The organism is Amycolatopsis sp. NPDC028719 (genome assembly GCF_055565395.1).
In genome coordinates this window covers 793,851-813,835 of sequence record NZ_JBVHUL010000002.1, presented here as the reverse complement: position 1 = coordinate 813,835, position 19,985 = coordinate 793,851, and the positions used below count along the sequence as shown (strand labels likewise).

17 protein-coding genes are annotated in these 19,985 nt (G+C 72.1%); 13 read left to right on the top strand and 4 right to left on the bottom strand.

The genetic code is table 11. The features are described from left to right. Window positions 1-96: 96 nt before the first annotated feature. Both ACZ4TR_RS11785 and ACZ4TR_RS11780 read right to left on the bottom strand, forming a co-directional pair. On the bottom strand, window positions 97-1,143 hold the full coding sequence (locus tag ACZ4TR_RS11785; RefSeq protein ID WP_465287001.1) for a LacI family DNA-binding transcriptional regulator: 1,047 nt from the start codon (window positions 1,141-1,143) through the stop codon (window positions 97-99). Window positions 1,144-1,219: 76 nt separating this feature from the next. Next, window positions 1,220-4,276: a discoidin domain-containing protein gene (locus ACZ4TR_RS11780; RefSeq protein WP_465287000.1), complete on the bottom strand. Its 3,057-nt coding sequence runs from the start codon at window positions 4,274-4,276 to the stop codon at window positions 1,220-1,222. 281 nt (window positions 4,277-4,557) lie between these two features. On the opposite strand from ACZ4TR_RS11780, the gene ACZ4TR_RS11775 reads away from it, so the two are divergent. The 5 genes from ACZ4TR_RS11775 (at window position 4,558) to ACZ4TR_RS11755 (ending at window position 9,670) form a co-directional block, all read left to right on the top strand. Next, window positions 4,558-5,310: a sulfite exporter TauE/SafE family protein gene (locus tag ACZ4TR_RS11775; RefSeq protein WP_465286999.1), complete on the top strand. Its 753-nt coding sequence runs from the start codon at window positions 4,558-4,560 to the stop codon at window positions 5,308-5,310. 43 nt (window positions 5,311-5,353) lie between these two features. Further along, complete coding sequence (locus ACZ4TR_RS11770; protein WP_465286998.1) at window positions 5,354-7,615, top strand: xanthine dehydrogenase family protein molybdopterin-binding subunit; 2,262 nt, start codon at window positions 5,354-5,356, stop codon at window positions 7,613-7,615. Continuing rightward, window positions 7,612-8,082 (top strand): (2Fe-2S)-binding protein, encoded by a 471-nt coding sequence (locus ACZ4TR_RS11765; protein ID WP_364525542.1) that lies wholly within the window; start codon window positions 7,612-7,614, stop codon window positions 8,080-8,082. Before ACZ4TR_RS11770 ends, ACZ4TR_RS11765 begins: the two co-directional genes overlap by 4 nt. After that, a complete protein-coding gene (locus tag ACZ4TR_RS11760) occupies window positions 8,079-8,882 on the top strand; it encodes an FAD binding domain-containing protein (protein WP_465286997.1) in 804 nt (267 codons plus the stop codon). Before ACZ4TR_RS11765 ends, ACZ4TR_RS11760 begins: the two co-directional genes overlap by 4 nt. A gap of 95 nt (window positions 8,883-8,977) precedes the next feature. Next, the gene (locus ACZ4TR_RS11755) at window positions 8,978-9,670 is read left to right on the top strand and encodes a flavin reductase family protein (protein WP_465286996.1); all 693 of its coding nucleotides are present in this window, start codon (window positions 8,978-8,980) and stop codon (window positions 9,668-9,670) included. 555 nt (window positions 9,671-10,225) lie between these two features. On the opposite strand, the gene ACZ4TR_RS11750 is transcribed toward ACZ4TR_RS11755, so the two are convergent. Further along, a complete protein-coding gene (locus ACZ4TR_RS11750) occupies window positions 10,226-11,137 on the bottom strand; it encodes a serine hydrolase (RefSeq protein WP_465286995.1) in 912 nt (303 codons plus the stop codon). 126 nt (window positions 11,138-11,263) lie between these two features. Here ACZ4TR_RS11750 and ACZ4TR_RS11745 point away from each other — a divergent pair, with 126 nt between their 5' ends. The 8 genes from ACZ4TR_RS11745 to ACZ4TR_RS11710 all read left to right on the top strand — a co-directional run bounded on the left by ACZ4TR_RS11745 (window position 11,264) and on the right by ACZ4TR_RS11710 (window position 18,476). Beyond that, on the top strand, window positions 11,264-12,187 hold the full coding sequence (locus tag ACZ4TR_RS11745) for a 2-dehydropantoate 2-reductase (RefSeq protein ID WP_465286994.1): 924 nt from the start codon (window positions 11,264-11,266) through the stop codon (window positions 12,185-12,187). A gap of 151 nt (window positions 12,188-12,338) precedes the next feature. Continuing rightward, entirely contained in the window at window positions 12,339-13,181 is an 843-nt protein-coding gene (locus ACZ4TR_RS11740) for an ESX secretion-associated protein EspG (RefSeq protein WP_364528704.1), read from the top strand. A 20-nt stretch (window positions 13,182-13,201) separates the two neighbouring features. Beyond that, window positions 13,202-13,669 carry a hypothetical protein gene (locus ACZ4TR_RS11735; RefSeq protein ID WP_465286993.1) on the top strand — a complete coding sequence of 156 codons (468 nt, stop codon included), beginning with the start codon at window positions 13,202-13,204 and terminating at the stop codon, window positions 13,667-13,669. Window positions 13,670-13,677: 8 nt separating this feature from the next. Continuing rightward, on the top strand, window positions 13,678-15,678 hold the full coding sequence (locus tag ACZ4TR_RS11730; protein WP_465286992.1) for a hypothetical protein: 2,001 nt from the start codon (window positions 13,678-13,680) through the stop codon (window positions 15,676-15,678). Window positions 15,679-15,682: 4 nt separating this feature from the next. Then, window positions 15,683-16,027, top strand: coding sequence for a type VII secretion target (locus tag ACZ4TR_RS11725; protein ID WP_364528695.1), 345 nt, complete (start codon window positions 15,683-15,685; stop codon window positions 16,025-16,027). Beyond that, entirely contained in the window at window positions 16,024-16,575 is a 552-nt protein-coding gene (locus ACZ4TR_RS11720; RefSeq protein ID WP_465286991.1) for a YbaB/EbfC family nucleoid-associated protein, read from the top strand. Before ACZ4TR_RS11725 ends, ACZ4TR_RS11720 begins: the two co-directional genes overlap by 4 nt. Before the next feature lie 84 nt (window positions 16,576-16,659). After that, window positions 16,660-17,196 carry a GNAT family N-acetyltransferase gene (locus ACZ4TR_RS11715; RefSeq protein ID WP_364528690.1) on the top strand — a complete coding sequence of 179 codons (537 nt, stop codon included), beginning with the start codon at window positions 16,660-16,662 and terminating at the stop codon, window positions 17,194-17,196. Then, window positions 17,193-18,476 (top strand): MFS transporter, encoded by a 1,284-nt coding sequence (locus tag ACZ4TR_RS11710; RefSeq protein ID WP_364528687.1) that lies wholly within the window; start codon window positions 17,193-17,195, stop codon window positions 18,474-18,476. The genes ACZ4TR_RS11715 and ACZ4TR_RS11710 overlap by 4 nt, the downstream gene beginning before the upstream one ends. On the opposite strand, the gene ACZ4TR_RS11705 is transcribed toward ACZ4TR_RS11710, so the two are convergent. After that, a complete protein-coding gene (locus ACZ4TR_RS11705) occupies window positions 18,462-19,682 on the bottom strand; it encodes an SGNH/GDSL hydrolase family protein (RefSeq protein WP_465286990.1) in 1,221 nt (406 codons plus the stop codon). The two genes, ACZ4TR_RS11710 and ACZ4TR_RS11705, sit on opposite strands and share 15 nt — an antisense overlap. Window positions 19,683-19,985 lie beyond the last annotated feature (303 nt).

Sequence of the window (19,985 nt, the reverse complement as noted above, 5' to 3'; positions counted from 1 at the left end):
CACCCGCTCGACCAGGTCGTTCTCCAGTGGGAGGCGGCCTACTCCAGGCGCGCACGGGACCGGGTCGGGGACGGCGAACGCGGGCCAGTACCGCGTCTACCTCGGCGATTCCTCGCGCACCGTCCCGCTTTCGGCGGCGCCGACCGTCTCCTGAGTCGACTCCCGGATCACCAGGGAGGTCGGGACGATCAGCGGCTCGTCCGGCTGGGGTGCCCCACCCAGCTGGGCGAGCAGCTGCCGGGCCGCCGTCTCGCCCATCTGCCGCAGGGGCTGGCGGATCGTCGTCAACGCGGGCTGGGTGTGCGCGGCCAGGGGGATGTCGTCGAAACCGACCACGGCGACGTCCGCCGGCACTGCCCGCCCGGCCTTCCGCAGCCCGGCCAGCACCCCGGCCGCGGTGAGGTCGTTGTGCGCGAAGACGGCGTCGAACGACGGGCCGGTGGCGAGGAGCTGCAGGATCGCCGCCTCGCCGCTTTCACTCGTGAAATCGCCTTCGATGACCAGATTCGGGTCCAGGACGAGCCCGGCTTCGCGGATCACGTCGCGGAAGCCGTTGAGCCGGTCGGTCGTGCAGCCGAAGTCGCGCGGACCGGTCACGGTGGCGAGCCGCGTGCGGCCGGTTTCGAGCAGGTGCCGGGCCGCGGCCGCGCCGCCCTGCCGGTTGTCGGTGCCCACCGACGGGAACGCGGGCCGGCGCCCGCGGTCGTCGATCACCACCACCGGCAGCCCCGAGTCGTGCAGCACGCGCAGGTGCCGCACGGCGTCGGGCGGTTCGACGAGCAGCAGCCCGTCGAACGCCTTCGCCGACACCTGCCGGGAGAACTCCCCGAGGGAGTCCGCGCCGCGGTTGGCCGTGGACAGCAGCAGCCCGTAGCCCTTGGCCTCCACGACGTCGGCGACGCCTTGGAGCACCTCGCCCATCCACGGCCAGGTCAGCCCGGGCACCAGCATCCCGACCGTCCGGGTCACGCCCCGCGCCAGCCCGACCGCGCCGGCGCTCGGGATGTACCCGGTCGCCGCGATCACCTCGCGCACCCGGATCGCGGTCGCCGCGTCCACATCGGCCTTGTTGTTGAGCACTCTCGACACGGTCGTCTTGCTCACCCGGGCGCGGCGGGCGACCTCGGCGATCGTGACGCGCATCCGTCCTCCCGGGCAGGCGTGACCTGTGGTGCCAAGGTACTCGCCCCGGGGCCCGCCGCGAGCGCTGCGAGATCGATCAAGTGCGGACGGAAATCCGCACGAGGCTCGCGTCGCCGTCCCGCCAGCCCGTCCGGACCGCCACGTACCGGGCCGGGCCGGTGCCCGCCGTCCGGTACGTGACGCCGTCGGTGCTGGTTTCGATGCTGGCCGAGGGCCGGCGGCCGGGTGTCCAGGCCAGTTCGACCGCGGAAACCGCCGCCACCGCCCCGAGATCTACGACCAGCCGGCCGTTCGGGCCGGGCCGCCACGCCGTCGCCGGGTCGTCGTCGACGGCCGCCGCGGGGCTCGACATCCCGGGCGGCAGGGGAGCCGCGGGGAAGGTGGTCCGGCCGAGCGCGAGGTCGGCCAGGGGGTACGGGCGGACGTCGCCGAACACGACCGGGACGCTCCGGCGCGGCGGCAGCACCACCGGCCGCGGCCGGCCGCCCTCCGGCGTCACCGCGACGACCACCGGGAGGGACCCCGGTGCGGTGAGGTCGACCCGGCTCGCGTCGCGCACGACCGCCTTGAGCCCGGCCGGGCCCCGGACGGTGAACCGCGGCGGTTCGATGCGGCCTTCCGCCGCGGCCAGGGCGTAGGAGACTTCGGTGCCGGTCCGGGTGACGGTCTGCTCGCCGCGGTACAGCCGGTACGCGCCGCCGTCCTGGGGGAGGGTCGCCGTGCCGCTCGCCGCGGCGCCGGAAAGGTTGACCAGCACGAGGAAGCCGTCGGTGACGGTCGCGCGGACCGCCGGCGTGCCGGTGGTGGCGCGGGGGCGGCCGGCGAGCTCCGGCGCGTTCGCCGGGTCCGGGTACAGCTCCGCGAGCAGCGGTGCGGCGGGGCCGTCGGAGAGGGTGACGCGGTCGCCGGTGACCGTCACCGGGTTCGGGCCGTCGACGACGATCCCGGCCCGGCCGTCGACGTCCAGCCAGCCCTTCGAGCTGCGCAGCGCGGGTACCGGGTAGGTCGCCACGGCCGTCCAGGTCGCGCCGTCCGGCGAGGTCTCGACGCGGTACTTGCGCCCGGCGGCCGCTTCCCAGCTCAGCCGGACCCGGTCGATGACCTGCGGGGTGCCGAGGTCGATCGCGAGCCAGCTGTCCGCCCGCGGCCGGTCCGATGTGGACACTGCCCAGCGCGTGGCGGGGTCGCCGTCGTTCGCGTACCTGGCTTCTTTGCCGGAGCTGGCCGAAGACGCCGACGCGGTGCCCGCTCGCGCGAGGTCCGGGCCGACGCCGTCGCGGACTTCCAGGGCCCAGAGGGAATAGCCGTACGTCGGGTCCGGCTGGACGCCGAGCATCCGGACGTGCCGGGCGGTCACCGGTGCGAAGGTCAGGTCGTCGGTGCGGGCACCGGTCGGTGCGGCCTGCGCTTTGAGCGTGACCTTGCCTTCGGCCGCGGTGTAGGTGCGGTCGCCGTCGAGGCCGGGAACGCCCGGCATGGTGAGGTTGTAGACGTTCAGGACGCCTTCGCTCTCGGCGACGCCGGTGCTGGCGTACACGGCGGCCCCGGTGGGAAGGGTGGCGAGCGCGGCGTACCCGGCGTCGAAGCGCAGGACGCCGATCGTGCCGTCGAAGCCGTCGCGAACCTTCTCGTAGGTCGTGGCGTGGCGTTCCCTGACCGCGACGTTCGTGGCGGGAAGCAGCATCGGGTTGGCGCCGCCGAGCACGAACAGCCAGTCGTCGTGGTGCGGCTGCCAAGCGAACTTCACGAAGCCGGGCTTGGTCACCGTCGCCGCCCAGGCGGCGGGGGAGCGGTGGGCCAGCAGGCCGGGCCCGGCCCCGAAGTCGGCGACCCCGGCGGCGTGCGTGTCGAACTCGTTCTTGGTCGCCGGCGCGAGGGGGCCTTGATGCTGGGCGCGCCACTCGTGGAGCAGGTAGCTGATGGCGAGTTCGGCGCGGGCCTCCGGCTCGTACTTCGGTTCGCCGGAGAACTTCGTGATCCGGTCGGCGGGCGCGTAGGCCTGGTAGGGCTCGAGGCGCGCGGCGAGGTCGGCTTCGGCGCGGGCGGCGTGGCGGTCGCCGAGCACCTGGGCGCGGAAGGCGAGCGGGATGACGTCCCGGCCGTAGAGGTGTTCGCGGTCGGCGACCATCGGCATCAGCGGCTCGCCGGCGTCGCTGGTCATCAGCAGCATGGTGCGCCAGAGGAGCTCGCCGTTCGGCTGGGCGGTGAGGACTTCGGGCAGCGGCGTGCCGGCCGCCAGGAAGTGCATCGCGTTGCGGCCCGAGGTGCGCCACAGTTCTTCCTGGTAGTGCGGGCCGAACGAGCCGTGGTTCTCGACGAGGAAGGTGTCGTAGAGGTTGGTGGCGGTGTTGGCGGAGACGGGGACGCCGTCGACGAGCCGCGGGTTCGCCAGGTCGGCGGCCGGCAGCCCGCCTTCGTTGCGGCTCCAGGTACCGAAGGCGTCCCGCCACGCCTGGGCCCGTGCGTCCTTCGGCGCCCACGCGAGTGCGGGGGCGAGGGACTGCGCGTAGACACCCATCTCTTCGAGCTTGGTGTCGCCGACGAAGCCGCCCTTCCGTCCGTTCGGCGTCCAGCTGCCGGACGTGGGGTCGTCCCGGTCGCCGAGGGCGGTCGTGTAAGCGGCCTGTTCGGTCGTGATGCGCTCGACGTTCGCCCTGGTGGCGTCGTCGAGGTCCGTCCACAGGAGACGGGCGGCGAGCACGAAGTACGACTGGAAAGTGGTGTCGAAGAACAGCTTCCGGCCCCACTCGGTACCGCCGGTGAGCAGGTTCGACGCGGCGAAGTGCTCGATGGTGGCGAGGGTGTGGGCCTTGAGGGTCGCTTGGCTGACGCCGGCCGCGGTTTCGTCGTAGCCGGGGCGGGTGAGGAGGAGCGCGTTGCCGAGGACGACGGCGAAGGTGAAGTCCTTCGCGGGGTAGATCCCGGCCGCGGCGTCGAACTGCTGCTCGGCCCAGCGGGTGTGCCGGAGCAGGACGCGCAGGTAGGTGGCGGCCACCGGGTCCGGCGGTCCGCCGGGTGCCCGGCCGCTCGCCGTCCCCGCTGCCGCCGCCACTCCCGGCAGCAGTCCCGAGGCCAGGAAGGCCGCGACGCCGCCCGCGCCCAGGAGGGCTTTCCGCCGGTTCAACTCACCCATGGTCCGGTCTCCGCTCGATGACAACCTTGTCAGCGCGGATTCTGTGACGGCTTCCCGTGGCGAGGCAAGCCCGGTGGCTGATCCCGTCCGCTTTCGGACAAGGTCAGGGTAATTCGTATAACGGCCTATACCACCAGGGTTGGTCGCGCCGGCTTCGCAGTGTCTTGAATGAGTCGTTCAGGACCTCCGAAGACCTGAATGACTCATTCAAGACCTTGGGGCCGGGCTGATGGGAGCAATCTCACCGGGGCCGGGCGTCCCCGCCGTGTTGAGATGACAACGTGATCACCGGCCCCGGCGTCTTCCTTCTGCTCGTCCTGGCCGGCGTGGGGGCCGGGCTGACCGGGTCCATCGCCGGGCTGGCCTCGCTCGTCTCGTACCCTGCCCTCCTCGCCGCGGGTCTCCCGCCCGTCACCGCCAACATCACCAACACCGTCGCCATGCTCGGCACCACCGCCGGAGGCGCCGCCGGCGCGCGGCCGGAACTGGCCGGCCAACGGCGGAAGATCATCCCGCTCTGCGTCATCACCACGGTCGGCGGCGCGTGCGGCGGACTGGTCCTGCTCTTGACCCCGGCCGACGCGTTCACCGCGATCGTCCCGTGGCTGATCGGCGGGGCCTCGATCGTCCTGATGGCCGGGCCGCGGCTGCGCCGGCTGGCGGAAGGCGCCGAGCACCACGGCCTGCGCCCGGCCACCGGCGTCGCGGCCTTCGGCATCGGCATCTACGGCGGCTACTTCGGCGCGGCCGCGGGCGTGCTCATGCTCGCGTTGCTCGTTTCCGTCTGGACTCAGCCGCTCGCCCGGACGAACGCCGCGAAGAACCTGGTCACCGGCTCGGCGAACCTGCTCGCCGCGATCGTCTTCGCCGTCACCGGCAAGGTCGTCTGGCCGGCCGCCCTCGCCGTCTGCCTCGGCTCCCTCGGCGGCGGGTGGCTGGGCGCGACGCTCGTGCGCCACCTGCCCGCGACGCCGTTGCGCATCGGGATCGGCATCGCCGGCCTCGGCTTGGCCGTGGTGCTGGCGTTCTCCTGAAAAAAGGGCATGATCGGCGGGGTATCGGCGAGCAGGAGACCAGATGAGCATTGTCGGGACCCGGGTGGTCCGCCAGGAGGATCAGAACCTGATCACCGCGGGCGGCACCTACGTGGACGATCTGCGGGAGGAAGCGCTTTCCGGAGCCGCGCATGCGGTGTTCGTGCGCAGTCCTGTCGCGCACGCGCGGATCGAAAGCATCGATGTCAGCGAGGCGAAGGCGGCGCCGGGGGTGCTCGGCGTGTTCACCGCCGCCGACCTCGGCCTCGACCCGCACGACGCGGGGCCGGTGAAGGAGCCGTGGCTGGCGGGCGAGGTGGTGCGCTACGTCGGCGAGCCCGTCGCGCTCGTCCTCACGGAGGAGCGCTACCAGCTGGCCGACGCGGCCGAGCTGGTCGACATCGACTACGACCCCCTCGGCGCCGTCGCGAGCATTGACGCGGCGCTGGCGGACGAGACGCTGCTGTACCCCGAGACCGGCAGCAACGTCATGCAGGTCAACGGCACGAAGGAGTTCGACGACGGGATCTTCGCGGACTGCGACGTGGTCGTCACGACGACCATCGTCAACCAGCGCGTCGCACCCGCGCCGCTGGAAGTCCGGGGCGCGTCCTGCGCGTGGGGCGAAGACGGCAGGCTGACGGTCTGGCTTTCCACGCAGAACGCCCAGATCGCCCGCACGCAGCTGGCCATGAGCCTCGGCGTCGGCGAGGACAAGGTGCGCGTCATCGCGCCGGACGTCGGCGGCGGGTTCGGCGCGAAGATCGGCGCGGACCCCGAAGCGACCGTCCTCGGCTGGGCCGCGAAGGAGATCGGCCGGCCGGTCCGCTGGGTCGAGTCGCGCAGCGAGAACCTCACCTCGATGACGCACGGCCGCGCGCAGCAGAACACCGTGACCATCGGGGGCAAGCGCGACGGCACCGTCCTCGCGTACCGCCTCGACGTCATCCAGGACGCCGGCGCGTACCCGCGGACGTTGTTCCTGCCGACGCTGACGGAGCTCATGGCGGTCGGCGTGTACCGGTTCCCGAAGGTCGAGACGCGCAGCCGCGGGGTCGTCACGAACACGACGCCGATCGCGGCCTACCGCGGCGCGGGCCGCCCGGAGGCGACGGCCGCGCTCGAGCGGGCGATGGACCGCTTCGCCGGCGAGCTCGGCTTGGACCCGGCCGAGGTCCGCCGGGTCAACTTCATCCGGCCCGAGGAGTTCCCGTACCAGACGCCGACGGGCGCGTCCTACGACACGGGCGAGTACGCGGCGGCACTGGACAAGGCGCTCGAAACCGCCGGCTACGCCGAACTGCGCGCCGAACAGAAGCGGCGGCGCGAGGCCGGCGACCCGATCGAGCTCGGCCTCGGGATCGCGGCCTACGTCGAGATCACCGGCGGCGACTCCGGTGGCGAGAGCGGCCGCGTCGACATCCACCCGGACGGCTCGGTCGTCGCGTGGACCGGCAGCTCGCCGCACGGCCAGGGGCTCGGCACGTCGCTGGCGATGCTGCTGTCCGACCAGCTCGGCGTGCCGCTGGAGAAGATCACCGTCCGCCACGGCGACACCGACGAGGTGCCCAAGGCCGTCGGCACGTTCGGCTCCCGGTCGCTGCAGCTGGGCGGCTCGGCGATCCGGCAGGCGGCCGACGAGGTGATCGCGCAGGCCCGGGACCTGGCGGCGGACCTGCTGGAAGCGGCGCCGGACGACCTCGAGCTGGACGCCGAGCGCGGCGTCTGGCAGGTCCGCGGCGCGCCGTCGAGCTCCGTGCTGAGCTGGGCGCAGGTGGCCTCCGCCGCCGAGGGCAAGCTCTCGGCCGACGTCTGGTTCGGCGGCGGCAAGCCGACGTTCCCGTTCGGCGCGCACCTCGCTGTGGTCGAGGTCGACACCGAGACCGGCAAGGTCGACCTGCGGCGGATCGTCGCCGTCGACGACGCCGGCCCGATCGTCAACCCGCTCACCTTCCGCGGGCAGCGCCACGGCGGGCTCGGGCAGGGCGCGGCGCAGGCGCTGATGGAAGTCGTCACCTACGACGAAGACGGCAACCCGACCACCGCGACACTGGCGGACTACTCGTTCATCACGGCCGTCGAGCTGCCGGACTTCGAGCTGGTCGACATGGCCACCCCGACCGACCGGAACCTGCTGGGCGTCAAGGGGATCGGGGAAGCGGCGACGATCGGCTCGACGCCTGCCGTGCACAACGCGGTGGTGGACGCGCTGAGCGAGCGCGGCGTCAAGCACCTGGACATGCCCACGACCCCGATCCGGGTCTGGGCCGCACTGGAAGCAGCCGGCAAGGAGAACGAGCAGTGAAGGTTTCGATCGAGGTCAACGGGCGGCCGGTGGCCGAGGAGGTGCCGGACCGGACGCTGCTGGTGCACTTCCTGCGCGACACCGCCGGGCTGACCGGCACGAACATCGGCTGCGACACGACGTCCTGCGGCGCCTGCACGGTGCTGCTCGACGGCGAGTCGGTCAAGTCCTGCACGGTGCTGGCCGCGCAGGCCGACGGCCACGCCGTCACGACGGTCGAGGGGCTGTCCTCTTCGGACGGTGAGCTGCACCCCGTGCAGCGGGCGTTCCGCGAGCAGCACGGCCTGCAGTGCGGGTTCTGCACACCGGGGATGATCATGGCGTCGGTGTCGCTGCTGGCCGACAACCCGAAGCCGTCCCGCGACGAGGTGCGCGCCGGGCTCGAGGGGAACCTCTGCCGCTGCACCGGATACCACAACATCGTGAGCGCCGTGATCGACGCTTCGGGACAGGAGGTGGGCGAGTGATCCCCGCCGAGTTCCGCTACGAGCGCGCGTCCACAGTGGACGAAGCACTGGCCCGGCTCGCGTCGCTGGGGGACGAGGCGAAGGTCCTCGCCGGCGGGCATTCCCTGCTGCCGCTGATGAAGCTGCGGCTGGCGGCGCCGGAGTACCTGATCGACATCGGGCCGGTCGACGAGCTCCGCTACGTCCGGCTCGAAGGCGACGAGGTCGTGATCGGCGCGTTGTCGCGGTACAGCGATCTCGTGCAGGATCCGGTGCTGCGGCAGCACGCGCCGCTGCTGGCCCACGTCTCCGGTGAGGTCGGCGACCGCCAGGTCCGCCACCGCGGCACGATCGGCGGTTCGCTGGTGCACGCGGACTCCGCGGCGGACCTGCCCGCGGCGGTGCTGGCGTCGGACGCGGTGCTGGTGGCGCGCGGCCCGGCGGGGGAGCGGCGGATCCCGGCGGCGGAGTTCTTCCTCGGCCCGTTCACGACGCCGCTGGAGCCGGACGAGCTGCTGACGGAGATCCGCCTGCCGGCGCAGACGGGACAGGACTGGGCGTTCCAGAAGTTCACCCGCCGCGCGATCGACTGGGCGATGGTGGGAGTGGCCGTCGCCGGCGGCCGCGTCGGCCTGGTGAACATGGGCGGAGTCCCGCTGCGGGCGTCGGCGACCGAAGCGGCGCTGGCCGCGGGGGCGTCTGCTGCCGACGCGGCCGAGTTGGCGGCCGAGGGGACATCCCCACCGGACGAGCCCCACGCGACGGCCGAGTACCGCCGTCATTTGGCGCGGGTCCTCACCCGGCGGGCACTGACCCGCTGAGCCTTGTCGCGATCACCGGCGCCCGTGGTGGCGCCGGTGATCGCGACGGCCGTTTTCCGCGAGTCTTCGTCGTTCGGCCGCGGCAAGATTTCGGTGTGAAGATCCCTGCGCACACGGCCATCGAGCCCGGCATCCTGTACTTCGGCACCCCGGTCGTCCTGATCTCCAGTTCCAACGAGGACGGTTCGCCGAACCTGGCCCCGATGTCCTCGGCGTTCTGGCTCGGCTGGCGCGCCATGCTCGGGCTCGGCGCCCGGTCCAAGACGGCGCAGAACCTGGTGCGCACTCGGGAATGCGTGCTGAATCTGCCTTCCGACGCGATGGCTCCGGCTGTCGACCGGCTGGCGTTGACCACGGGTTCGGATCCGGTTCCTGCCGGTAAGGCTTCTCGTGGGTACTTCCATGTTGCGGACAAGTTCTCGCGTGCGGGGCTGACTCCTGTTGCTTCTTCTACTGTTTCTCCGCCTCGAGTTGCCGAGTGTCCTGTTGCGATGGAGGCCGTGGTCGAGGCTGTGCATCCTGTTGCCGATGAGGATCCTTCGCAGCGTGGGGGGATCGTTGCCGTCGAGGTTCGGGTTCAGCGGGTTTTCGTGCACTCGGAGATCTTGGTTGATGGGAGCCCGGATCATGTCGATCCTGATGCCTGGCGGCCTTTGATCATGAGTTTTCAAAAGCTTTATGGGCTGGGGTCGCAGGTTCATCCTTCTACCTTGGCTCGGATTCCCGAGCGGATGTACCGTGGGCCGGATATTGAGCGGGCTCGTTCTGTTTCTGGGTCTCGTGGTTGATTTCTACTGATACAGCTTCGCCGGAACGTGGGAAATCGGTACTTCCTGGACAAACGCCGAAAACCCAGGCGCAACAACCTCCACGAACCCTTGCCGTTCGCAGCCTGAACAACCGAACACGGGAAAGGCCCGCAGCCCACCGGCGACGGGCCTACACCCACGCCTGGGAGCTCGCCTGTCCGACAAACAAGGTCGAGCGCCGCCAGTGCCGGCTGTTGACTGTCACCGGGTTCACGGTCCCGCCTACCGCGCGGGCTCACCGCGCCCCGAGCGGCTACCTGCGTGCTCGGCGATAGTGCGCTCCCCGCACCGGGTCTCGAGCTTCTCCGAGGTCAAGATTTCACTTGCCATGCGGGCTCGCCGCGCTCCGAGCGGCCACTTGCTTGCTCGGCGATCGGGCGTCGCCGGTGCGGGCCCTGAGCGTCTCCGCGGTCAAGATCCGGCCTGCCGGGCGGGCTCACCTCATTCGAGCACCAGCCCTGCGCTTCTTGGCGCTCGTCAGCCGCGCCTCGGCAAAGAAGGCCGGACCCAAGCAATGCTCCGCAGCCCCACACCTCAAGTCGCGTCGAGTTGGCCGAGCAGAGGTGCCAACGTCTCGATCCCCGCCGTCACCGCTTCCCGGCCCTTCGCCGAACTCACCGATGGCTGCTGCGTCATCAGCACCACGACGTACCGCCCACCCACCACTCCGGTCGTGTTCAGCACCAACGCATCCCGCAGGATCATCCACCCCTGCTTGATCTGCCACGGTCGCCCCGGCAAGCCGTCCGGGATGCCGAAGTACTGGTCCCAGCCGTCGTCCGCCGGGTCGCGGGCGTTGCCCAATGCCGCCAGCAACGGGGCCGATACCTCGTCCGGGATGACGTCCAGCAAGTACTCGTACGTCGCCACCACGTCGCTTGCGCTCGTCTTCGCCATTCCCCACTCGGTCGGGTCGGCCGGGGGCGTTGTGTGCCGCAGCCCGATCAGCGCCGCCGTGCGGGTCACGATCGCGGTGCCGCCGTTCTGCTCCCAGAATGCCGACGCGATCGCGTCGTTGCTGCCCTCCAGCATGTCCGTCAGGTCCTCGACCGCGCCCGCGTCCGGGAGCGCCCAGCCGTCGTTCGAACGGACCTCGTCGATCGCGATCAGCAGCTTGACCACCGAAGCCGTGTAGTACGGGCGGTCCGCGTCGAGTGCTGCCAGCTCCTTGCCCGACTCGCGGTCGTACAGGGCGAACCCGACACTCGTGCCGCGCGATGCCGCCGTCACCGCGTCGCTCACCTCGCCCGCCACCGACGACAAATCCGGGTACGGGACCGAGGACGTCGAGGCCACCGGGCTCACCGCCGTGTCCTCCGCCAACGCCGGGGGAGGAGCCGTGGTCGGGGTCACCCGGTGCCCGTCCACCACGACCACCGTCCCGGCCGTCAACGCGGCCGCCGCCAGCCCGGCGGCCACCAGTGTCCGGCGGATCCGTCTTCCCATGCCTGGTCAACGCCCGGCGACGGCGGATCGACCTGTCGTTTCGCTGTGCATCGCTGTGAAAACGCTGTGGCCCGGAAACGTGGTCCGAACACTGGGACGGCGACCCGGAAGGCGTAGCGTCACGTCGTGAGCGACTTGAAGATTCTGGTGGTGGGCGCCGGCGCGACCGGCGGGTACTTCGGCGGCCGGCTGCTGCAGGCGGGCCGCGACGTCACCTTCCTGGTGCGGCCGGGCCGGGCGAAGCTGCTGCGGGACCGCGGCCTGCGCATCACCGGCCTCGGTGAAGACACCGTTCTCGAACCGCCGCTCGTCGAGACCGGCACCCTCGACCGGACCTACGACCTCGTGCTGCTGGCCGTCAAGGCGACCGGCCTGAGCTCGGCCATCGACGATTTCGCCCCCGCGGTCGGCCCCGGCACGCTGATCCTGCCGTTCCTCAACGGGCTCGCGCACATCGACGTCCTCGACGCGCGGTTCGGCAAGGGTGCCGTGCTCGGCGGGGTCGCCAAAGTCCAGACCACCCTCGACGACGACGGCGCCATCCGGCGGCTCGGCCCGCTGCAGAGCCTGGCCTACGGCGCCCGCACGGAGCCCGCGCCCGAAAAGCTGCCTGACGTCGACGAAGCCCTCACGAACGCCGGGTTCGACGCCGCCCTGGACGAGCGGATCACCGAGTCGATGTGGGCGAAATGGGTGTTCATTGCCGCGATCGGCGCGGTGAACAGCCTGATGCGCGCCACGATCGGCGACGTCGTCGCGGTCCCCGGCGGCACGGAGTTCGCCGAAGCCGTCGTGGCCGAAGCGGCCGCCGTGGCCGAGGCCACCGGGTACCCGGTGCCCGCCGCCGACCTCGCGGTCACCCGCAAGACCGTCACCGACCCCGGGACGGGTGGATCTTCGCTCTACCGCGACTTGCTCGGCGGTCACCCCGTCGAGGGGGAGCAGATCTTCGGCGATCTCACCGCGCGTGCCCGTGAGCTGGGCATTGCGACCCCGCTACTCGATCTTGTCACCCTGCAGCTGCGGGTGCACCAGCACCGCATCGGGTGACCTGGTCACCGACCGCGCTTTGCCCGCGCAGTCCAGTGATCGTGGTCTTTCGGGCACCCGCGTGGCGGCGCCGACGCGGGGTACCCGGGCACTGATAACCTTCGGCAGGAAAGTTGCTTGAGGGTTTGACGAAAGAACACAGCGAGGGGAAATGGCGGACAGGTTCGAGTTCGTCCTCGAGGTCGTCGAAGCCCTCGTCGTGGGCCAAGCCACCGGCGGTGACGTGCGGCGCTACCCGCTGCGCGCGGGCAACCTCCCCGCGGACCCGCTGCGGTTCGTGCGGGTCGCGCGCCAGGTCTACGACGCGCTCGAGGAGCGACGGCTTTCGGTTTCGGGCGAGCTGCACCCCGGGGTGCGGACGGCGTTCGAGCTGCTGGCCGAACCGCGCGTTTCGGTTGCGGTGAGCGGGATCGACGGCCTCGGCGCCGACGTCGCCGTGCTGGTGGTCACCGACGGCGCCCAGGCGCTCGGCATCACCCAGGCCCCGGACACCGACGATCTGCTGTTCTCGCTGTTCGCCGACGAAGACCTGGTCGAGGTCGTCACCGGCGTGCTGCCGCCCGCCCCCGCCGCGACCACCGGCAAGCACGTCGTGCACCGCGCAGCCGGGCGCGAGGTTTCGGCCATGACGGCGAAGCGGATCGCGGACGCCGAGTTCGACGAGGAAGAGACCGACGCTTTCGGCATGATCGAGGTCAAGGCCGTGGTGCGGCCGGGCCGCCGGCCGCCGGCGCCGAAGCCGTCGGACGTCGCCGTGCTCGAGCGGGTCCTGGCCGAGCCGCGGCTGGGCGGTGGCCACATCGCCGTCACGGCGCAGAGCAGGCGCGGCGAGCGGCTCGCGGGCGAACCGCTGAGCTGGCTCGACACCGCCGACGGCCGCTACCTGGTGCACACCAAGACCGGCGAGGCCGGCGAACTCACGGCGGAGTACGTACCGGCCGGCCGCGCCGACCTCGCGCGCGCGATCCGCGAAGCGATCGCCGCCGTCTACTGACCGGGAAGGAACAGCTTCTGATGACGGAAGAGACCGAGGCGGCGGCCCAGGCTCTCCAGGCGACGATGCAGCTGCAGTCCGCCACGACGCCCGAGACCAAGACCATGGCGGCGCTCAGCGTCGGTCTCGCCGGCGCCCGGCTGAAGCAGCTCGCCAAGTCCGGTGGTTTCGCCATCGACGACACCACGGGCAACCAGCTGATCGAGGCCCTCGAAGGCGTGCTCGAGTCCCTGGAGCAGCGCTGGGCGAACCTCCAGCGGCTGCACGACGCGCCCGCGATGAGCCGGACCGCGACCGGCCAGTGGGTCTCCGCGCACATGGTCAGCACCGCGGCCGACGAGCACGGCCTGGTGACCCAGCTGCAGGCGGCGCGCCAGGAGTTCCCGACCTACATCGAGGCCATCAAGCTGGCCAAGCAGAACTACAAGTCCCGGGAAGAGACCACGCGCACGACGCTGACCTCGCTCCCGACCGCCGACCAGAGCTGAGGGAGACCGTGGCACCCACCGCCGAGTCCGTCTCGGACCCGTCGTCCCCGGACTACAACCCGCGCAGTCCGCTTTACGACGTGACTGCCGATTCGTCGTCGAAGTACTACGTCGGGCCGATCAAAACGGACAACACGCCCTCGGGCGACGAGATCCGCGAGATGGCGACCCAGCAGATCGACGACGAGATCCGGGCCGGCTGGCTCGGCCCGGCCGTCGACCCGGTGCTGCGCGACAAGAAGATCCAGGAGCTGTACCAGCAGCACCTCGACAACGCCAAGCACGGCCTCGACGAGGGTCTCGCCATGCGCGAGAACGGCGGGGCGCCGCGCACGCTGTGGGGCAACGCCAGCCACGAGCAGATGAACGACGCCATCACGCAGGACGCCAACCCGGCGACCGTCGCGGAGACGTCGGAGGAGTGGGTCGCGGTCGGCAACGACCTGGGCACGCACCAGAAGACCCTCGGCGACGCGATCAACGCGAGCACCAGCAACTGGCAGGGCGACGCCGGGGACGCCGTCCGCGAGCACCTCGCGGGCGTCGGCAAGTGGCTGGGCGCGACCGCGCAGGGCGCGACGCTCGCCGGCCGGCAGCAGGAGATCCACTCGCAGGCGCTCAACGAGACCCAGCGGCAGATGGCGGCCAACCCGCCGGTGCAGTTCGACCTGCAGAGCACCAACCAGCGCCTGATGTCGATGACCGACCCGGTGCAGTACGCGGCGGCGGCCGGCGAGGCCATGCAGACCTACCGGGCGCAGATGGCGGCCCGGGACCACGCGGCGCAGATCATGACCCAGTACGACGACACCATCGGCGGCGCGGTCGCGACGCCGAGGTTCCCGGCTCCGCCGAAGCTCCCGTCGGCCACCGCGACTCCGTACAGCGTCGGTACCCGGGCTTCGGGTGGCGCCGCCGCGAGCGCCGACCAGCCGCTGCTGGCGCGCTCGGCGATGGACCCGGCGCTGGACCCGGACGCGGCGGCCCGGCAGCGGGCGGGTCTCGACCCGGCCGCGCTCGACGGCTCGGGCGGTGCCGGTGGCAGCGGGGCCGGTGGCAGCGGTGCCTACGGCGGCGCGGGCATCCCCGGCGGCGGCTCGGGGGCCGGCGGTGCCGGGTTCTCCGGCAGCGGCATCCCCGGCGGCGGCGCGGGCGCGGGCGGCAGTGGCTTTTCGGGGAGTGGCATCCCCGGCGGCGGAATCGGCGCGGGTGGCAGTGGCGCCGGCGGCGCCGGCGGCGCGGGCTTCACCCCGCCGAACTTCGACGCCCCCGGCGGTCCCGGCGGCGGCAGCTTCTCCGGCGCCGGCATCCCCGGCTCGTCGATCCCGATCAGCGGCGACTCGACCACGTCGTCCGGCTTCTCGCCGTCCGGTATCGGCGGCGGGGGCACCGGCGGCAGCGGCTACACGCCGCCGTCGATCCCGAACATCCCGGACATCTCGGGCGGGGGCGGCGGCGGTATCCGCGGCGGCAGCCCGATCCCCGGGTTCAGCGGTCCCGGCATCGACCCGATCACCGGCCTGCCCACCGGCACCGGCCCGGGCGGGATCCCCGGCGGCGGCACCGGCACCGGCAAGATGCCGACCATCGGCCGCGGTGGCGGGATCAACGGCGAGAGCATCGCGAGCCGGCTCGGCGGCATCGGCGGTGGCGGCGCCGGCGGCGGGTCCCTCGGCGGGATCGGCGGCGGTGGCGCGGGTGCCGGTGGTGCCGGCGGCGGTGTGCGCGGCACGGGTGCGGGCAGCCTGAGCGGTGGTGCCGCGTCCGGCGCGGCCGCGGAGGCCGAAGCGGCCGCCGCGCGGAACGCGGGCATGGGCGGCAAGGCCGGTGCGGCGGGCAGCCCGGGCATGGGCGGCATGGGTGCCGGTGCCCGTGGCGGCAAGAAGGAAGACGACAAGGAACACAAGGCGGCCGACTACCTCGAGAGCGACGACCCGAACTTCTTCGCGGGCGAAGAAGCGGTGGCGCCTCCGGTGATCGGCGACTGGAAGAACCAGGATTGGAAGTGAGCGCATGACGGCCGGCGGCTTCGAGGTCGAGCCCGACGAGCTGGTCGCGCACGCGAGCCACGTCGAGAGCTTGGTGGACCGGCTCTCCACCGCGGCCGCGGCGGCGGACTCGGCGATGTCGGACCACGCGTACGGGCTGCTGTGCGCGTTCCTCCCGCCGATCATCCGGCCGACGGGTGAGAAGGCGAAGGAAGCGCTGGACGCGGCGAGCGAAGGCGTGCGCGGCCTGGCCGACAACGTCAAGACGGCCGCGCAGTCGTACCGGGACGGCGAAGAGGGCAACGCCCAGCCGTTCGAGCGGCAGCTCGCGGCCGCGCCGCGCACGGCGGAAGCGAAGGTGCAGGCATGACGAGCCCGAACAACGGCCTCGGGGACCTGATGCGGGACCCCGAGGAGACGATCCGCCGGATGGACGACTGGGCGGCGGGGTTCGCGGCGAAGGCGGAGCGTTACCAGGCCGCGCAGGAGCAGACCGAACGGCTGCGGCTGACCGCCAGCAGCGGCGACGGCGCGGTGAGCGTGACCGTCGGCGCCGACGGCACGGTCACCGACCTGACGTTCAGCAACAAGATCAAGTCGTTCCCGCTGGACGAGCTGTCCCGGACGATCCTGACCACCATGCGCCGGGCCCAGGCGGGCATCGCCGAACGCGTGGCGGGCGTGATGACCGAGCAGCTCGGCGACGAGGACCCCGAGACCCGGACGCTGCTGCTGGACAACCTCCGCGGCCGGTTCCCCGACCCGGACGAGCCGGAGGACGCGCCGCCGGCCGCCGAGCCGCCGCCCACGCCGCCCTCGCCCACGCCGCCGGCCGGTGCCGCCGGGGCGCCTCCGGCGTCGCCGCCGCGTCGCGCGGGTGCCACCGACCCGGACGAGCAGGACAACAACCCGTGGTGACCGGGGGCTGAGACCCGGCGATCGGCTTGGCCCGGCCGGGCGGCTTTGCTCGACAGACGGCGTCCGGGGGTCGACACTGAGCCGATGACCGGCCTGATCACCGGCAGCCGTGTCCGCCTGCGCCCCGCCGCAGCAGCGGACGCCGCCCGGTTCGAGGAGATCCTGTCGCACCCGGACGTCGCCCGGTGGTGGGCGGACGCCGAAGAACCGGTGGCCGCCCAGGTCGCGTACCTGCTGGACCCCGACGACGGCACCACGACGTACGCCATCGAGCACGAAGGCGTCGTCGTGGGCATCGAACTGGCCTTCGAGGAGGCCGATCCGCAGTACCGGCACGCCGGGATCGACATCGCCGTCCACCCGGACTGGCAGGGCCGTGGCCTCGGCTCGGACGCGATCCGGGCGCTGGCCGGGCACTTGTTCACCGTGCGCGGGCACCACCGGGTGGTGATCGACCCCGCGGCGGACAACAAGTCCGCGATCCAGCTCTACCAGTCGCTCGGCTTCCAGCCGGTCGGCACGATGCGCTCCTACGAGCGCGGTCCGGACGGCAGCTGGCACGACGGGCTGCTGATGGACCTGCTGGCCGAAGACCTCCTGCCGGACCTCGTCGGCTCGTGACGACGCCGGCTCCGGCCCAAGCGGCCAAGCAGCTGCGGCGGGTCGCCGTGGCGAGCGCGATCGGGACCACGATCGAGTGGTACGACTACTTCATCTACAGCACGGCGACGGCGCTCGTGTTCGGCAAGCTCTTCTTCACGACGCTCTCGCCCGCGTCCGGCACCCTCGCCGCGTTCGCGACGCTCGGCGTCGGGTTCCTGGCCCGCCCGGTCGGCGGGATCCTGTGGGGTCACTTCGGCGACCGCGTGGGCCGCAAGGCGATGCTCGTGCTGTCCCTGCTCCTGATGGGCGTGGCCACGGTCGGTGTCGGCCTGCTGCCCACCTACTCCGCGATCGGCGTCTGGGCCCCGATCCTGCTGCTGGTCCTGCGGCTGCTGCAGGGGTTGAGCGCGGGCGGCGAGTGGGGCGGCGCGGCGCTGATGGCGGTCGAACACGCGCCGGAGGGGCGTCGCGGCCGGTACGGCGCGTTCTCGCAGATCGGCGTCCCCGCCGGGCTGATCCTGGCGCAGCTGTTCTTCTTCGTCCTCGGCCGCACCCTGACCGACGCGCAGTTCGCGGCCTGGGGCTGGCGGGTGCCGTTCCTGGCGAGCATCGTGCTCGTCGGTGTCGGCCTGGTGATCCGCCTGCGGATCGAGGAGACGCCGGTGTTCGCGCGGCTACGCGAGACCGAGGCGCGCAGCAGCCGGCCGATGGTCGACGTCTTCCGCGAACGGCCGCGCTCGGTGCTTGTCGCGTCGGGCAGCTTCATCGCGAACACCGCGATCGGGTACATCTTCCTGGCGTATCTGCTCTCCTACGGGACTTCGGTGCTGAAGATCAACCGCACCACCCTGCTGGTGGTGGTCATCGTCGGCAGCCTGACGTGGCTGGTGAGCATCCTCGTCACGGCGGCGTGGTCGGACCAGGTCGGCCGCAAGCCGGTGTACCTGGCCGGGTCGATCCTGCTGGTGGTCTGGCCGATCCCGTTCTTCCTGCTGGTGGACACGCGGGCCACGGTCTGGCTCATCGTGGCCGTCGTGGTGCTGAACATCGGCCTCGGCGCGACGTACGGGCCGCAGTCGGCGTTGTTCGCGGAGCTGTTCGAGCCGCGGTACCGCTACAGCGGCGCGTCGTTCTCCTACGCCGTGGGCGCGGTGCTGGGCGGCGGCTTCGCGCCGCTGATCGCGACGGCGTTGCAGACCTCGACCGGGACTTCGTTCTCGGTGTCGCTCTACCTGGTGGGGGTGGCGCTGCTCAGCCTGGTGGCGGTGCTGTTCATCCCGCGCTCACAACCGGTCTAGCCGGACCGCGGCGGCCATCCGCTCGTAGCCCGCGTCGCCCGGGTGGAGGTGGTCGCCGGAGTCGTAGGCCGGGAGCATCCGGAGCGGGTCGGCCGGGTCGCGGACGGCGGCGTCGAAGTCGACGACGCCGTCGAACACCCCGCTGGTGCGGATGAAGGTGTTCACCGCGGTGCGGGTCGCTTCGAGCGTTTCGTCGTAGACGCGCCAGCCCTTGAACGGCGTGAGCGTGCCGCCGAGGACGCGGATGCCGCGGGCGTGCGCCTGGGTCACGAGCTGGCGGTAGGCCGAGGTGATCGCGGCCGGGTCGGTCTGGTGCGGGTCCTGCTGGATGTCGTTGATGCCTTCCAGCACGATCAGCGTCCGGACGCCGCCGACGCTGAGCACGTCGCGGTCGAAGCGGGACAACGCGTTCTGACCGGCGCCGGACCCGGGCACGTCGAGCAGCAGCCGGTTGGCGCTGATCCCCGCGTTGAGCACGCCGAACCGGCCGTGCAGCCGGTCGGCGAGGTAGTCCGGCCAGCGGTGGTTGGCCCCGGCGGCCGAGCCGACGCCGTCGGTGATCGAGTCGCCGAGCGTCACGATCGAAGCCTCGGCGCCGCCTTGGACGTCGACGCCGGAAACGTAGTGCCACACCGATGTCTGCTCGGTGTAGGGCGCGCCCGACTCGCTGCCGGCGAAGTCGCCCGCCCGGGTGAAGTACGACGTCTGCGACGCGGCCGGGTGGTAGGTGACGGGCCCGGACTTCGTGGGCACGTAGGTCGTGACGAGCAGGTTGGCGTCGGCCGGCACCCGCAGGCCCACCGGATCGCTGAGGGCTTCGGCGCCCGCTGGGACGACGACGCTCGGCGCACCGCCGAAGGTGAGCGAGCGCAGTGTGCCGGGCACGGCGTCCGGACCGGTGCCCTGGACCGCGACGGTGACGTGGCCGAAGGTCAAGGGAGTGGCGCCGAAGGCGTTCGACAGGTGGACGCGGGCCCGGCCGCCACCGGCGCTGGTGTGCACGACGTTGCGGATCGAAAAGCCGGGGTAGCCGTCCGGGGTGTTCGCGACGGCCGCCGCGGGCGAGGCGGCCCAGGTACCGACCCAGCCGCCGACGGCGTGCTCGGCGACCACCGGGACAGCGCTTTCTGGGTTCGCGCTGCCGGACGTCGTGAGGATGCCGAACCCTGCCAGAAGTGCCGCGCTCACGGCCAGGAAGCGTCGCATGCACTCACAGTGGCGTGACTGCTCCGGGCCAGCGACCGCTGATCAGGTGACCGAATCGGACAAGATCCCGGACAGTGCGGGGCGGGCCCGTCCGGGATTCTGGGGATGCCGGACGGGCCCGCGCGAGGTGGCCGTTGCCGCGACGGCCGCTCGCCGGAGTGCCCGGTCCCGATCGAGGCGGAGGCTGGCCCGGATCGTTTACTTCGTGGCGACTCCGGAGGGCGTGTGCGAGACGCCCTCACCCCAAAGCACGGTCTCCGGCCCGGGGCGGTTCAGCCCGTTCGAGAGGTTTCTCGCCACCGC